This is a genomic window from Streptomyces fulvorobeus, from assembly GCF_013167895.1.
GTDB classification, from domain to species: Bacteria; Actinomycetota; Actinomycetes; order Streptomycetales; family Streptomycetaceae; genus Streptomyces; species Streptomyces fulvorobeus.
In genome coordinates this window covers 1,332,330-1,346,784 of record NZ_BLWC01000001.1, presented here as the reverse complement: position 1 = coordinate 1,346,784, position 14,455 = coordinate 1,332,330, and the positions used below count along the sequence as shown (strand labels likewise).

Below are 14,455 nucleotides of genomic sequence, written 5' to 3'. Positions count from 1 at the left end.
CTCTCACTGGCGGTAGCCGCTCAGGAAGCGGCCGATGCGGCTGATCGCCGCGTCGAGGTCGTCGACGTGCGGCAGGGTCAGGATGCGGAAGTGGTCCGGGCGCGGCCAGTTGAAGCCGGTGCCCTGCACCACCTGGATCTTCTCGCGCAGCAGCAGGTCCAGGACGAACCTCTCGTCGTCGACGAGGGGATGGACCTTGGGGTCGATGCGGGGGAACGCGTAGAGCGCGCCCTTCGGTTTGACGCAGGAGACGCCGGGAATCTCGTTCAGCTTCTCCCAGGCCCGGTTGCGCTGCTCGTACAGCCGGCCTCCCGGTGCGACGAGCTCCCGGATCGACTGCCGGCCGCCGAGCGCGGCCTGGATGGCGTACTGGGCGGGCGCGTTGGGGCACAGCCGCATCGAGGCGAGCGTGGTCAGCCCCTCCAGATAGCTCCGGGCGTGCTGCTGCGGCCCCGACACCACCAGCCAGCCCGAGCGGAAGCCCGCGACCCGGTAGGTCTTCGACAGTCCGCTGAACGTGAGGCAGACGAGGTCGGGGGCGAGGGCCGCCGCACAGTGGTGCTCGGCGTCGTCGTAGAGGATCTGGTCGTAGATCTCGTCGGCGAACACCATGAGTCCGTGCGTGCGGGCCAGGCCGAGGATTCCTTCGAGGACCTCGCGGGGGTAGACGGCGCCGGTGGGGTTGTTCGGGTTGATGATGACGACGGCCCTGGTCCGGTCGGTGATCTTCGCCGCCATGTCGGCGAGGTCCGGGTTCCAGTCCGCGCCCTCGTCGCAGACGTAGTGCACCGCCTTGCCGCCCGCGAGCGTGGTCACCGCCGTCCACAGCGGATAGTCGGGGCTCGGGACCAGGACCTCGTCGCCGTTCTCCAGGAGCGCCTGCACGGCCATGGAGATCAGCTCGGACACACCGTTGCCGAGGAAGATGTCGTCGACGCCGACGTCGGTCAGCCCCATCGCCTGGTAGCGCTGGGCCACCGCCCGCCGCGCCGACAGGATGCCGCGCGAGTCGGTGTAGCCGTGTGCGCGCGGGAGCATCCGGATCATGTCCTGGACGATCTCCTCGGGCGCCTCGAAGCCGAAGAGCGCCGGATTGCCCGTGTTCAGGCGGAGCACGCTGTGTCCCGCCTCCTCCAAGGCGTCGGCGTGCTCGATGACCGGACCGCGGATCTCGTAACAGACCTCGTTGAGCTTGCTGGACTGCCGGAACTCCATGTGGTGCCCTCCCCGACGCGAATGCGATACTTGGTTTTACCAAGTGGGAGCTTGGAAAGTCCAACAACATGTCTAGACTGCGTCGCATGCCACGTCAGCAACAGCCGGCAGCGCGCCCGGCCCGCCGCCGGAGTTACGACCAGTTCTGCGCCACCGCGCGCGCCCTCGACTCCGTCGGCGACCGGTGGACCCTGCTGATCGTCCGTGAACTCCTGGGCGGCCCGCGCCGGTACACGGATCTGCACGCCGATCTGCCCGGGGTCAGCACGGACGTCCTGGCGTCCCGGCTCAAGGACATGGAGCAGAACGGTCTGGCCGTGCGCCGCCGGCTGCCGCCGCCGGCCCCCGCTTCGGTGTACGAGCTGACGGAGCGCGGTCACGGGCTTCTGCCGGTCCTCACCGCCCTCTCGGGGTGGGGGGCGCACGCGCTGGAGGAGCGCCGTCCGACCGACGCCGTGCGCGCGCACTGGTTCGCCCTGCCGCTGCTGCGCGCCCTGGGCGCTCTGACCCACGAGGGCGTGGTCGAAGTGACGCTGGACGAGGGGGAGTTCCATGTGCGCACCGGCGGAGGTGAGCCGGTGGGCGGGGTGTACGGCTACGGCCCCGCCGAGCGGCCCGATGTCCGGCTCACCCTGGACGCCGGCCTCTGTCTGGAGCTGGGCCGGGGCGAGGTGACCCTGGCCGAGGCGGTCGAGGACGGGCGGGTCCAGGTGTCGGGCGACGGCCCGCTCGCCGCCGAAATCCGCGCTGAATGACTCTGTCCCCAACGTATCCCGCCACTCAACTCCCGCGTAACGTCGGCGTTTCGGCCAAGAGGGAGCACAGGGGCGCACATGGGGAAGCGTGGGGGCGTACGCAGGGCCGTGCTCGTCGGTGCGTGTGTGGTGGCGCTCGGCTTCGTGCCGACCGCCGCGACCGCGACACCGGGGAGCGGAGTGACCGGTACCGTCGTGGCCAAGGGCACGTCGGCGGGCAGGCTGAAGGTGGTGAGCCCGAAGGGGCGCGCCGATGTGACGTTCCGGACGATCACGATCCAGCCGGGCGGCTCCACCGGCTGGCACACCCACGCCGGCCAGCTGCTGGCCGTGGTCCAGGCGGGAACGCTGACCCGCACGCTGAGCGACTGCTCGGTCGAGGTCACGCCCGCCGGCACGTCGTTCGTCGAGCCGTCCGGGGCCGGACACCGGCACATAGGCCGCAACACCGGGAGCGAACCGGTCGTGCTGTGGGTGGCCTACCTGCTCCCCGAGGGCCGCGCGCTCTCCGAGGACGCCGGGGCGGTGGACTGCGACTGAGACCGGACGGCCGTGCGGCGGCCGGGGGATGATGGAGCGGTGCGACTCGAACCGATCACCTGGGACCGGCTGGCCGAAGCCCTCACCGTGCGCGCGGACGCGCTGAAGCCCGCCGACGGCGGGCCGTGGCTCAGGATCGGCGTCGACGGAGCCCCGGCCGCCCGCACCGGTGAACTCGCCGAGCGGCTCGCGGTCGCGCTGAGAGGCCGGGGCCGCTCGGTGCTCACGATCTCCACCAGCGGTTTCCTGCGCCCGGCGAGCCTGCGGTACGAGTACGGCAAGGAGGACCCCGACTCGTACTTCGACGGCTGGTTCGACACGGGAGCGCTGTGGCGCGAGGTGTTCACGCCGCTGGAGGCGGGCGGCAGCGGGCGGGTGCTGCCCGACCTGTGGGACCCGGTGAGGGACCGCGCCACGAGGAGCCCGTACCACCTCCTTCCGGAGGGCGGGGTGGTCGTGGTGGACGGCCCGTTCCTGCTCGGGCACTGGTTCCCCTTCGACCTGAGCGTCCATGTGCGGCTCTCGCCGGGTGCGCTGCGCCGCCGCACGGAGGAGAGCGGGCTGTGGACCCTGCCCGCTTTCGCGCGGTACGAGGAGGAGGTGACGCCCGCCGACCGTGCGGACGTGGTCGTACGGGCGGACGACCCGCTCCACCCGGCGTGGTCCCGGCCGGAGGGCTGCTAGACCGCCGGACGCCCGCCGACGACCGTGACGGCTTCGGCGCCTGCCCGGCAGGCCGCGGCGGCGGCCTCCGTTTCGTCCGCCCCGGCGAGACGGGCCGCGAGGAAACCGCCGGTGAAGGCGTCGCCCGCACCGGTGGAGTCGACCGGCTCACGGACCGGCACCGCGGCGACGCGTGCGGTCACCGCTCCCGCGACGGCCAGCAGGGCGCCCCGGTCGCCGAGCGTGACCACGGCCAGAGGAGCGTGCCGGCTCAGCTTCGCCGCCGCGTCGGCCGGTTCCGGCAGAGCCGTCAGCAGGCACGCCTCGTCCTCGTTCGGCAGCAGCACGTCCACTCCCCGCACGGCGGCCAGGAAACGGCCGACGCCGAGCCGGGCGAGGAAACCGGCGGAGGCGGGGTCCACGCTCACCGGGATGCCCCGCTGCCGCGCCTCCCGCAGGGCGAGCAGGGCGGTGGCCCGGCTCGTCGGCGCGAACAGGAGATAGCCGGAGAGGTGGAGGTGGCCGACGCCGTCGAGCAGCGCAGGCGACCAGTCGGCAGGAGACAGCCGCAGCCCCGCGCCGCTGTCGGTGAGGAAGGTGCGCTCTCCACCGCCGTCCACGAGCGCGACCACGGTGGCGGTCCCCACCTCGTCGTCCACGGCCAGTTCGGCCCGCACCCCGGCGCGCAGCAGGCTCTCCCGGTGCCAGGCCGCCGCGTCCGCGCCCGCCCGCGCGAGCAGACGCACCTCACGGCAGCCCGAACGCACCGCCCAGCACGCGACGTTGGCACCGGCACCGCCGGGCAGTGTGCTGATCCGCGCCGCCGTGTCCGTCCCCCGGACCGGCGCCGGGCCGTGCCGCACCACCACGTCCGTGACCACGTCCCCGACGACGAGAAGGCCGCCGCTCACCGTGCCGCCCTCGCGATCCGGGCGGCCAGAACCACGTTCCCGCGCACGGCGGCCACGTTGGCCTCCAGGGAGGCGCCCTCGGTGTGCCGCGTCAGATGGTCGAGCAGGAAGGGCGTGACGGCCTGTCCCGCGATGCCGTGCTCCCGGCACGCGGCGAGCGCGTCGGCCAGCACCCGGTCGTGGACGGCAGGGTCCAACTGGTCCTCCTCGGGCACGGGGTTGGCGACGATCAGCGCCGCCTCCGGTGGTCCGAGCGCCTCCCGGGCCCGCATCACCTCCGCCACCTCCTCGGCGGTGCGCACCGTCCAGTCGACGGGCTCGCCGGAACTGCTGAGGTAGAAGCCGGGGAAGTGCGCGGTGCCGAAACCGAGCACGCCGACCCCGAGTGTCTCCAGGCGTTGGAGCGTGGCCGGAACGTCCAGGACCGACTTCACCCCGGCACACACCACCGTGATGCCGGTACGCGCGAGGAGCCGCAGATCCGCCGACTCGTCCTGGGTGTCGGCCCACTCCCGGTGCACGCCGCCGAGTCCTCCGGTCGCGAACACCCGCAGCCCCGCCCGGGCGGCCAGGAAGGCGGTGGCGGACACCGTCGTCGCCCCGCTCGCGCCCGTCGCCAGCGCGGGCGCGAGGTCCCGGTGCCCCAGCTTCCGCATCGACGGTTCGCCGGCGACCCGTTCCAACCGGGCCCGGTCCAGGCCGATATGGGCCCGCCCGTCCAGGACGGCGATCGTCGCGGGGACGGCGCCGGAGGAGCGTACGAGCTCCTCCAGTTCCAGGGCCACCCGCAGGTTACGGGGGCGCGGAAGGCCGTGCGCGATGATCGTCGATTCCAGGGCGACGACTGGACGCCGGGCCGCGACGGCGTCCAGGACCTCCGTGGAGAGCACCGGTTCGTAACGCCGGGCGCGGTCCTGGGGCGGGTGCTCCGGTGTGTTGAGTGGCATGCCCCATCCCTGTCGCGCGGGGGACGGCCGCAAACCACGGCAGGAGCTCAGGGCTGCCCTGAGAGACCGCTCGCCAAAGTGACCGGCCATGACGGCACCTGACCGGGCTCCCGCATCCTTCGCCGTGCATATCCCGGACGCCGTAGCCAAGCGCGGTCAGGGGCGGACGTCCGGGGTTTCCGCGGCGACGGACGCCCCGCCCGCCGGCCCGGTCGCAGCACTGTCCGGCGCTCCGTCCGCCGCGGCGGACGGCCCGGTGAAGACCCTCCGCAGGGCGAGCGCGGCCAGCGGCAGCAGCAGGCAGGCGCCGGTCACGTTCAGCCAGCTGTAGCTCCAGTGGGCCACGATCACTCCGGCGACCGCGCCGCCGATGCCCGCCGCGGAGTTCATGGTCAGGTCCGACAGCCCTTGCACCGCGGCGCGGGCGGGCTGCGGTACGGAGTCGGTGAGCAGCGCGGAGCCGGCCACCAGACCGGCCGACCAGCCGAGCCCGAGCAGGAAGAGACCGGCCGCCGTCCGGCTGTGGCCGGCACCCGCCGTGCCGGCCAGCAGCGCGGCACATGACAGCAGGCCGACCGCCAGGCCGATGACGGACAGCCGGCCGAACCGGTCGGCCAGCCAGCCCATCACGGGCGAGAACGCGTACATGCCCGCGATGTGCCCGCTGATCACCAGGCCGATCAGCTGGAGGTCCGCACCGTGGTGGCCGAGGTGGACGGGGGTCATCACCATGATCGAGACCATGGCCGTGTGGGACACCGCAACGGTCACCAGCGCGAGCCGGGCCATCGGAGAGGCGCGTACCGCGGCGAGGCCCGCGCGCAGCGAGCGGTTCGCCGCGGTCTGGCTGCCCGCGGGGGCCATCGCCCGCGCGGTGAGCAGCGGGTCGGGGCGCAGCAGCACCGCGACGACGAGCCCCGTGAGCAGGAAGACCGCCGCCGCCCACACGAACGGGCCGGCTGTCTCCGGTACGGCGGTGCCGTGGAACGCCCGGCCCGCGGGCGCCGCGATGTTGGGGCCGAGGACCGAGCCGATCGTGGTGGCCCAGATGACGGTGGAGATCGCCCGGCCGCGCCGGTCCGGCTCCGCCAGGTCGGCGGCGGCGAACCTGGCCTGGAGACCGGCGGAGGAACCGGCCCCGAAACCGGCCATTCCGAGCAGCAGCGGGAAGTTGTCGACGACGGTGGCGAGCACCACGAGGCTCGCGCCGACCGCACCGATCAGGTAGGCGAGTACGAGGCCGGGGCGGCGTCCCCGGGAGGCCATCAGCGCGGCGAGCGGCAGAGACAGCAGTGCCGTGCCGGCCACCGAGGCGGTGGGGGCGAGGCCGGACAGGGCCTCGGACCCGCTCACCTCCGTCGCGAGGACCGGGGCCAGGGCGATGCCGATGGGCACGCCGAGGCCGCCGAGTATCTGACTGGCGATCAGGACGGCTGACGTCCGGCGCTGCAGGGCGGGCAGATCGGCGACCGTGACGGGGGACGCGGGGAGGGCCTTGTTCACCGGCGCAGTCTGGCAGCTCGCACACGGGTGCGAAACCGGTTTCGGGTGCCCCGGTCCCGGTCCGCCGGCCGTCCCTCAGAACAGCGGCTGGGGCAGGACGCCTTCGAGCGCGAGCAACTGCCGCTTGGTCTCCAGCCCGCCGCCGAAGCCACCGAGCCCTCCGCCGCTCTCCACGACCCGGTGGCACGGCACCACCACCGGCAGCGGGTTGGAACCCATGGCCACCCCCACGGCCTGGGCGGCCCCCGGCTGCCCCACCCGTCCCGCCAGCTCCCCGTATCCGACGACGGACCCGTAGGGCACTCCGGACGCGAGCTCCCGCAGCACCTCGCGGTTGAAGCCGGACGTCAGCGACCAGTCCAGCTCCAGCGCGAACGCCCGCAGCTCACCCGCGAAGTACGCCGCGAACTGGCGTATCGGCTCGGTCAGCCTGGCGGAACCGGGCGGGGCCTGCACGGGCACCGAACCGAGCCGCGCCCCCAGCGCCCCGAGCGCCTTCTCCCGCACCGCCGGACGGGCGTGGAAGACCACGCTCACCAGCCCCGTGCCGGTCGCGACAAGCAGCAGCGGTCCGATGTCGCTCGCAACTGCGGACCACTGCACATCCCGCTCGGTACTCCTCATGCCGACCACCGTACGGCCGGGCACTGACAACGCCGGCCGGCCGGTCCGTCCGCCGGTCCGCCCGCCGCGTCAGCGGGTGGCGTCCCGCACCACGTCGGGATGGTTGGTGATGATGCCGTCGACGCCGTAACCGGCGACCCTGGCAGCGGTCGCCGCGTCGTTGACCGTCCAGGTGTTCACCTGGAGCGGCTTGCCGTGCGCGCCCTTGACGCTCTGCACGGCGGCCACGTAGTCGGCGCTGAGCGTGGCGTGGGGCGGGTTGATCTGGTCGGTGAACGCCCCGTACGACGGCAGATCCGCCACGGCCGGGGTCCCCAGGAAGCCGGTGACGACGTCCGGGCGCTGTGCGTGCACCCGCTTGACGCTCTCCGCGCCGAAGCTCTGGATGATCAGCTTGTGCTTGACGTGGTGGCGGTCGAGCCAGCCCGCGCCGCGCAGGACGCGAAGGGTGTCCTGCTCGATGCCCGGGTAGGTCTCCGGGGCCTTGATCTCCAGGAGGAGACTCTGGTGGTTGCGCTCGACCCGGTGCAGATACTGCTCCAGCGTCGGGACCCGGGCCCCGGCGTACGCCGCCCCGAACCAGCTGCCCGCGTCCAGCCGCGCCACCTCCGCGGCCGTGAAGTCCTTGACCGCCCAGGGCGCGCGGCCGGGGAAGAGCTCCTCGGCGTCGGTGGTCCGCTTGAGGGTCGTGTCGTGCATGACGACCAGGACGCCGTCCCGCGTGCGCTGCACGTCGTTCTCGACCCAGTCGATGTCCAGATCGTCCGCCGCGTCGATGGCGGCCAGCGTGTTCTCCGGGCGTACGCGGAGGCGCCCCGGTGCGCGAAGACGACCGGGGCGTCGTGCGTCCCGGCGGCGGCCTGCGTCTGGGCGGCGGGCATCAGCAGGGCGCTGCCGCCGAGCAGAGCGGCGACAGTCGTCGAGAGGGTTACGGTGCGTACGGACACGGGTTCTCCTCGCGGTCAGGGGTGCGGACACTTCGAGCGTGGCAGCCGACCACCAACGGAGAGCAGGGCGGCGATGGCCACGACGTGAACGGAAGCTTCGGTACCGGATCGCGGGCGGCATTCCGTGCCGATACCATGCGATTCCTATGTTTGCCTGGCGCCCCCGTCCTTTCGGGGCACCCCGGACCCGGGCTTCCGCGAAGGGCTGACGAGCATGCAGGGCACAGTCGACGGATTCAGCTACGGGCTGGTCACCCCGGTCGTGGCGTTCCTCATGGCGTGCCTCGGCGCCGCCCTGGGGCTGCGGTGTACGACCCGGTCGTTGCGGAGCGAGCGCTCCTTCAGGGCGGGCTGGCTGGCGCTGGGTGCCACCTCCATAGGCTCCGGCATATGGACGATGCACTTCGTCGCGATGACGGGCTTCACCGTCCGGGAGGCCCCGGTCGGCTACGACAAGCCCCTCACCTTCGCGAGTCTGGCCCTGGCGGTGGTGATGGTCGGCATCGGCATCTTCATTGTCGGGTACCGCGGAGCGACCCGCATGGCACTGATCACCGGCGGCATCATCATGGGCCTCGGGATCGCGTCCATGCACTACCTCGGCATGGCCGGAATGCGGTTCCAGGGCCAGTTCGCGTACGACACGGTCACGGTCGCCCTCTCCGTCGTCATCGCCGTGGTCGCCGCGACGGCGGCGCTCTGGGCGGCCGTCTCCGTCCACGGCTTCCTGCCCGGTCTCGGCGCGAGCGTGGTGATGGGCGTCGCGGTGAGCGGCATGCACTACACGGGCATGGCCGCGCTCAGCGTGCACCTCCACCCCGCGGCGGGTACCGGTTCGGCGCCGGGCGGCGACGAACCCACCTCGCTGCTCGTCCCGATGCTCCTCGGCCCGTTCTGCTTCCTGCTGCTCGCCGGGGTGATCGTGATGTTCGATCCCCGGGTGGTCATGGGCGCCGCCCCCGGCCGGGCCGCCCCCGGGACGGGCCGGCAGCCCGCCGTCACCGTTCAGCGCGGGCATGCGCGGACGTCCTGCCGCGCACCCGCGCGACGGGCCTCCCAGCCGCCGTGGAACCGGTGATCCGGCCCCGTTGTCAGTGGCGGGTCGTACGGTGGTTGCATGCGGCCCGTTTCGAAGATCGAACGTTCGGTGGCGCCTTTCGAGGTCGTCAGTCCCTACCAGCCCAGCGGCGACCAGCCCGCGGCCATCGCGGATCTGGAGCGGCGTATCCGCGCGGGTGAGAAGGACGTCGTCCTGCTCGGCGCGACCGGCACCGGCAAGTCGGCGACCACCGCCTGGATGATCGAGAAGCTGCAGCGCCCCACCCTGGTGATGGCGCCCAACAAGACGCTCGCGGCCCAGCTCGCCAACGAGTTCCGCGAGCTCCTGCCCAACAACGCCGTCGAGTACTTCGTCTCGTACTACGACTACTACCAGCCCGAGGCGTACGTACCGCAGTCGGACACCTACATCGAGAAGGACTCCTCGATCAACGAGGAGGTCGAGCGGTTGCGCCACTCCGCGACGAACTCGCTGCTCACCCGGCGCGACGTCGTCGTGGTGGCGTCCGTCTCCTGCATCTACGGCCTCGGCACCCCCCAGGAGTACGTGGACCGGATGGTCCAGCTCAAGGTCGGCGACGAGATCGACCGCGACCAGCTGCTGCGCCGTTTCGTCGAGATCCAGTACACCCGCAACGACCTGGCGTTCACCCGCGGCACCTTCCGGGTGCGGGGCGACACCATCGAGATCTTCCCGGTCTACGAGGAGCTCGCCGTACGCATCGAGATGTTCGGTGACGAGATCGAGGCGCTCTCCACCCTCCACCCGCTGACCGGCGAGGTCATCAGCGAGGACCGGTCCCTCCACGTCTTCCCCGCCAGCCACTACGTCGCGGGCCCGGAGCGCATGGAGAAGGCGGTGACGGGCATCGAGCGGGAGCTGGAGCAGCGCCTCGCCGAGCTGGACAAGCAGGGCAAGATGCTGGAGGCCCAGCGGCTGCGGATGCGCACCACGTACGACATCGAGATGCTCCGCCAGATCGGCACCTGTTCCGGCGTGGAGAACTACTCGATGCACTTCGACGACCGCGCGCCCGGCACCGCCCCGAACACCCTCCTCGACTACTTCCCCGAGGACTTCCTCCTGGTGCTCGACGAGTCGCACGTCACGGTGCCCCAGATCGGCGCGATGTACGAGGGCGACGCCTCCCGCAAGCGGACCCTCGTGGACCACGGCTTCCGGCTGCCCTCCGCTCTCGACAACCGTCCGCTGAAATGGGAGGAGTTCCTCGGCCGGATCGACCAGACGGTCTACCTCTCCGCCACCCCCGGCAAGTACGAGCTCTCGCGCGGCGACGGGTTCGTGGAGCAGATCATCCGCCCGACCGGCCTCATCGACCCGGAGATCGTCGTCAAGCCCACCGAGGGCCAGATCGACGACCTGGTGCACGAGATCCGCGAGCGCACCGAGCGGGACGAGCGGGTCCTGGTCACCACCCTCACCAAGAAGATGTCCGAGGACCTCACCGACTACTTCCTGGAGCTCGGCATCCAGGTCCGCTACCTCCACAGCGACGTCGACACCCTGCGCCGCATCGAGCTGCTGCGCGAGCTGCGCTCCGGTGAGTACGACGTCCTGGTCGGGATCAACCTCCTGCGCGAGGGACTCGACCTGCCCGAGGTGTCGCTCGTCGCCATCCTCGACGCCGACAAGCAGGGCTTCCTGCGCTCCAGCACCTCGCTGATCCAGACCATCGGGCGTGCGGCGCGCAACGTGTCGGGGCAGGTCCACATGTACGCGGACAAGATCACCCCGGCCATGGCGCAGGCCATCGACGAGACCAACCGCCGCCGCGAGAAGCAGGTCGCCTACAACACCGAGCGCGGTATCGACCCCCAGCCGCTGCGCAAGAAGATCAACGACATCGTCGCGACCATCGCCCGCGAGGAGATCGACACGGAACAGCTCCTCGGCTCCGGCTACCGCCAGGCGAAGGGCGCCAAGACACCCGTCCCCGCACTCGGCGGCAAGGCGGCCAAGGGCGCCAAGGCGGGCAGGGCCAAGCCGGAGGGAGCGGTCGTCACCGACCGGCCCGCGACGGAACTCGCCGGCATCATCGAGGAGATGACCGACCGGATGAGGGCTGCCGCCGCTGATCTCCAGTTCGAGGTGGCCGCACGGCTGCGCGACGAGGTGGGCGAGCTGAAGAAGGAGCTGCGACAGATGAGGGAGGCGGGGCTCGCCTGACAGCGGGGCCCTCGCTGTGTTGCAGGACCGACACAAAAGCCTCCGGCCCCTCCTGTGCTGTCGGTGCCACTGCGTAGGGTGCGAGGCAACCGCGCCCACGGGTGGTCGCGGGGACACTCTGAGAGGGGACAGCGCGTGGTGGACGTATCCAAGGGCAATGCGCCCGGGGCCCTGGCGTCAATCTGACCAAGGGGCAGGCCATCAGCCTGGAGAAGCGCGGCGGGGGAGTCCTCACCGCGGTGCGGATGGGGCTCGGCTGGCAGGCGGCTCCGCGCCGCGGCCTGTTCGGCTCGCGGACCCGGGAGATCGACCTCGACGCCTCGGCGGTGCTGTTCGCCGACAAGCAGCCGGTCGACGTCGTGTTCTTCCGCCACCTGGTCAGCGACGACGGTTCGGTCAAGCACACCGGTGACAACCTCGTGGGCGGCGCCGGCTCGGGCGGGGACGACGAGGCCATCCTCGTGGACCTCCAGCGCGTCCCGGTCCACATCGACCAGATCGTCTTCACGGTGAACTCGTTCACCGGCCAGACGTTCCAGGAGGTGCAGAACGCCTTCTGCCGCATCGTCGACGAGACCAACGGCCAGGAGCTCGCGCGCTACACGCTCGACGGCGGGGGGCAGTACACCGCCCAGATCATGGCGAAGGTGCACCGCGCGGGAAGCGGGTGGCAGATGACCGCTCTCGGGAACCCGGCCAACGGCCGCACCTTCCAGGATCTGATGCCCTCGATCCTGCCGCACCTGTAGGCATCGCAGGACCGGCACACATCGGTACGAGCAGCTCCCGGAGGCATCCGCCGCCGGGAGCTGCCCCTCATACCGGCCGCGCGAGGCAGCAGCACCACGCGACGCACGGCGGCACGGCACGTACGGCAACGACGCATCGTCGAGGGGACAGGGCAATGACGGCCGAGCTGGTCCGGGGGCAGAACCACACCTTGCCCCAGACCCGTCTGGAGATCCGGGTGTCGGCGGGCTCACCCGTCGTGGCCGGTGCCACCCTCCAAGACGAACAGGGCACGGTGCGGGGGGCCGAGTGGATCGCCCACCCCGGATCGCCCCAGCTGCCCGGCCTTGAGGTGTCCAGGCAGGCCGCGGCCGATCACCGGCTCGCCGTCGACCTGGACGCGCTGCCCGGCTCGGTGCACCGCGTCACCGTGCTGCTGGCCCTTCCCACCGGGTCGGGCGGTCCGCTGAGGTTCGGCTCCGTCGCCGCGCCCTTCGTCGCGGTCACCGGGCTCGACGGCACCGAGATCGCCACGTTCACCCTCACCGGCCTGGACGCCGAGTCCGCCGTCACCGCCCTTGAGCTCTACCGCCGCCAGGGCGTCTGGAAGGTCCGCGCCGTCGGCCAGGGGTACGCGGCCGGGCTCGCCGAGATGCTCGCCGACCAGGGAGTGGCACGGGCGGCCGAGCTGGCGGCCTCCATCCAGGAGACGGTGACCGGCGGCCTGGCCCGCTCGGTGGCGCCGCCGCCCCGCACACCCGAAGGCGACCGCGTCCGCCACGGAGTGGGCCCCGCGCCGTCCCCGGACGGTGGGCAGCATCCCGCCGCGCCCGTCCTCCCGGAGCCGCTGTCCGGTCCGCCCGTCGCCGGCCCCGCCCCGGCGCCCCCGGCGGGCGGCCCCATCGACTACGCCCACCCGCGCAGGACCACCGCGCCTCCTGCGCCCCCTCCCGCCGCGCCGTCCGCCCCGCCCGGCTCACCGGCGCCGCCGGTGGCCGGTGACGCCACCGGCTGGTCCATGGACGAGCGCCTCTACAACCAGATCTGGGGCATGTTCGAGGATCTGGCCCGTGCCACCGCCGCGTACCGCAGCGCGGTCGGCTTCGCGGAGTCCCGTATGGACCAGGAGCTCGACCGCGCCCTCTCCGACCCCCGCAACCGGATCGGCGGCGCGGGCGACCGGGCTCGCGGGACCGCCCGCGCCGAGCGCGACGAACTGACGTCCAGGGCCCGTGAGGCCCTCGACCGGGACCTCGCCCAGCTCGCCGCCGAGGCCGCCGTCGTCGAACCCGCGCTCCCCGCCGCGTACGCCGGCTGGGCCGACCCCGTCTGGCACGCCTACCAGGTCCCCATGGAGATGCCCATGGCCCTGCGCGTCGGCGACCTCCACCTGCCGGAGGCCACCGAGCTGCGCATCCCCCTGCTCGTACGGCTGCCCCTGGAGCGCGGTATCTGGGTCGACAGCGGACGTACCGCCTCCGAGGCGGCGTCGACGGAATCCGGCCGGCTGCGCGCTCGCGCCATGGAGACAGCCGTGCTGCACGCGGCCCGCATGCTCGCCGTCCACCCCGCCGGCCAGTTCTCCGTGCACGTCATCGACCCGGCGGGCTCCGGCGCCGCGGCGCTTGCGCCCCTGGTGCGGCCGGGGGTCCTGGCCGGGGCGCCCGCCGCCGGCCCCGGGGGAGTGGCCTCGGTCCTCGACCACCTGACACGGCGCGTCGACCTGGTGCAGATGGCCGTCCGGGCGGGCGCCGCCGACTCGCTCCCGCCGGACCTGGACACCGGTGAGCAGCTGCTGATCGTGAACGACTTCCCGTACGGCTTCGACGACCGGGCCGTCACCCAGCTGCGCTATCTCGCCGACGAGGGCCCCTCGGTCGGTGTCCACCTGCTGATGGTGGCGGACCGGGCGGATGCCTCCGCGTACGGTCCGGTGCTCGACCCGCTGTGGCGCTCGCTCCTGCGGATCACCCCCGTCGCCGACGACCACCTCGCTGATCCCTGGGTCGGTCACGCGTGGACGTACGAACCGCCGGCCCTGCCCCCGGGCAGCCGGGTGCTGGATCAGGTGCTCGCCAGGGTCGCGGAGGCACGCCGGACCGGGGGCCGCTGACCGGGGCGCGGGACCAGTCCGCGCGCACCCCGCCTGACCTGCTGCCTAGGGACGTCTTTACCCTTTTCTTTACCTTCTCTTGGGATTTCCTGTACTGTTCTTTGCACGGAGGGGAGTACTCCCATACGCGACGTTCCCGTCAGTACGGACTGTGACCGGTCCCGGGGCGCCGGCCGGCCGCGCACCCCGCGCGTTCCGGTGGAAGAGACCTCCGGCAGCGACGACGCTGATCAGTAGCCGTAGCGAACTGCCGGAGGCGCA

At 72.4% G+C, this 14,455-nt stretch carries 12 protein-coding genes and 1 pseudogene; 7 read left to right on the top strand and 6 right to left on the bottom strand.

Translation table 11 applies throughout. The features are described 5' to 3' along the window. Positions 1-3 precede the first annotated feature (3 nt). Positions 4-1,215, bottom strand: coding sequence for a pyridoxal phosphate-dependent aminotransferase (locus Sfulv_RS06040; protein WP_173312414.1), 1,212 nt, complete (start codon positions 1,213-1,215; stop codon positions 4-6). Between the two features lie 86 nt (positions 1,216-1,301). Between Sfulv_RS06040 and Sfulv_RS06035 the strand changes: the two genes are divergently transcribed. The 3 genes from Sfulv_RS06035 to Sfulv_RS06025 all read left to right on the top strand — a co-directional run bounded on the left by Sfulv_RS06035 (position 1,302) and on the right by Sfulv_RS06025 (position 3,194). Further along, positions 1,302-1,970, top strand: a complete 669-nt coding sequence (locus Sfulv_RS06035; protein ID WP_246353020.1) for a winged helix-turn-helix transcriptional regulator — start codon at positions 1,302-1,304, stop codon at positions 1,968-1,970. Between the two features lie 78 nt (positions 1,971-2,048). Continuing rightward, the gene (locus Sfulv_RS06030; RefSeq protein WP_173312408.1) at positions 2,049-2,510 is read left to right on the top strand and encodes a cupin domain-containing protein; all 462 of its coding nucleotides are present in this window, start codon (positions 2,049-2,051) and stop codon (positions 2,508-2,510) included. A 39-nt stretch (positions 2,511-2,549) separates the two neighbouring features. Beyond that, entirely contained in the window at positions 2,550-3,194 is a 645-nt protein-coding gene (locus tag Sfulv_RS06025; RefSeq protein WP_173312405.1) for a nucleoside/nucleotide kinase family protein, read from the top strand. Here the strand turns inward: Sfulv_RS06025 and Sfulv_RS06020 are convergent. The 5 genes and pseudogenes from Sfulv_RS06020 to Sfulv_RS06000 all read right to left on the bottom strand — a co-directional run bounded on the left by Sfulv_RS06020 (position 3,191) and on the right by Sfulv_RS06000 (position 8,105). Next, a complete protein-coding gene (locus Sfulv_RS06020; protein ID WP_173312402.1) occupies positions 3,191-4,084 on the bottom strand; it encodes a carbohydrate kinase family protein in 894 nt (297 codons plus the stop codon). The two genes, Sfulv_RS06025 and Sfulv_RS06020, sit on opposite strands and share 4 nt — an antisense overlap. Beyond that, complete coding sequence (locus tag Sfulv_RS06015) at positions 4,081-5,031, bottom strand: pseudouridine-5'-phosphate glycosidase (protein WP_173312398.1); 951 nt, start codon at positions 5,029-5,031, stop codon at positions 4,081-4,083. Before Sfulv_RS06015 ends, Sfulv_RS06020 begins: the two co-directional genes overlap by 4 nt. Positions 5,032-5,187: 156 nt before the next feature. Continuing rightward, on the bottom strand, positions 5,188-6,534 hold the full coding sequence (locus Sfulv_RS06010; protein ID WP_173312396.1) for an MFS transporter: 1,347 nt from the start codon (positions 6,532-6,534) through the stop codon (positions 5,188-5,190). A 75-nt stretch (positions 6,535-6,609) separates the two neighbouring features. Next, on the bottom strand, positions 6,610-7,158 hold the full coding sequence (locus tag Sfulv_RS06005) for a methylated-DNA--[protein]-cysteine S-methyltransferase (RefSeq protein WP_173312393.1): 549 nt from the start codon (positions 7,156-7,158) through the stop codon (positions 6,610-6,612). A gap of 69 nt (positions 7,159-7,227) precedes the next feature. Further along, a pseudogene (locus Sfulv_RS06000) lies at positions 7,228-8,105 on the bottom strand (glycerophosphodiester phosphodiesterase). A gap of 214 nt (positions 8,106-8,319) precedes the next feature. Between Sfulv_RS06000 and Sfulv_RS05995 the strand changes: the two are divergent. The 4 genes from Sfulv_RS05995 (at position 8,320) to Sfulv_RS05980 (ending at position 14,194) form a co-directional block, all read left to right on the top strand. Next, positions 8,320-9,183: an MHYT domain-containing protein gene (locus tag Sfulv_RS05995; protein WP_173312391.1), complete on the top strand. Its 864-nt coding sequence runs from the start codon at positions 8,320-8,322 to the stop codon at positions 9,181-9,183. A gap of 39 nt (positions 9,184-9,222) precedes the next feature. After that, the gene (gene uvrB / locus Sfulv_RS05990; RefSeq protein ID WP_173312388.1) at positions 9,223-11,352 is read left to right on the top strand and encodes an excinuclease ABC subunit UvrB; all 2,130 of its coding nucleotides are present in this window, start codon (positions 9,223-9,225) and stop codon (positions 11,350-11,352) included. Between the two features lie 146 nt (positions 11,353-11,498). Next, positions 11,499-12,101: a TerD family protein gene (locus Sfulv_RS05985; RefSeq protein ID WP_173317615.1), complete on the top strand. Its 603-nt coding sequence runs from the start codon at positions 11,499-11,501 to the stop codon at positions 12,099-12,101. Positions 12,102-12,256: 155 nt separating this feature from the next. Continuing rightward, positions 12,257-14,194 carry a TerD family protein gene (locus tag Sfulv_RS05980; RefSeq protein ID WP_173312385.1) on the top strand — a complete coding sequence of 646 codons (1,938 nt, stop codon included), beginning with the start codon at positions 12,257-12,259 and terminating at the stop codon, positions 14,192-14,194. The last annotated feature ends 261 nt before the right edge of the window (positions 14,195-14,455 follow it).

Coding starts and splice junctions, on each gene's coding strand:
- Sfulv_RS06040 (WP_173312414.1), bottom strand. CDS start 1,215: ATGGAGTTCCGGCAGTCCAGCAAGCTCAACGAGGTCTGTTACGAGATC.
- Sfulv_RS06035 (WP_246353020.1), top strand. CDS start 1,302: ATGCCACGTCAGCAACAGCCGGCAGCGCGCCCGGCCCGCCGCCGGAGT.
- Sfulv_RS06030 (WP_173312408.1), top strand. CDS start 2,049: ATGGGGAAGCGTGGGGGCGTACGCAGGGCCGTGCTCGTCGGTGCGTGT.
- Sfulv_RS06015 (WP_173312398.1), bottom strand. CDS start 5,031: ATGCCACTCAACACACCGGAGCACCCGCCCCAGGACCGCGCCCGGCGT.
- Sfulv_RS06005 (WP_173312393.1), bottom strand. CDS start 7,158: ATGAGGAGTACCGAGCGGGATGTGCAGTGGTCCGCAGTTGCGAGCGAC.
- Sfulv_RS05995 (WP_173312391.1), top strand. CDS start 8,320: ATGCAGGGCACAGTCGACGGATTCAGCTACGGGCTGGTCACCCCGGTC.
- uvrB (WP_173312388.1), top strand. CDS start 9,223: ATGCGGCCCGTTTCGAAGATCGAACGTTCGGTGGCGCCTTTCGAGGTC.
- Sfulv_RS05980 (WP_173312385.1), top strand. CDS start 12,257: ATGACGGCCGAGCTGGTCCGGGGGCAGAACCACACCTTGCCCCAGACC.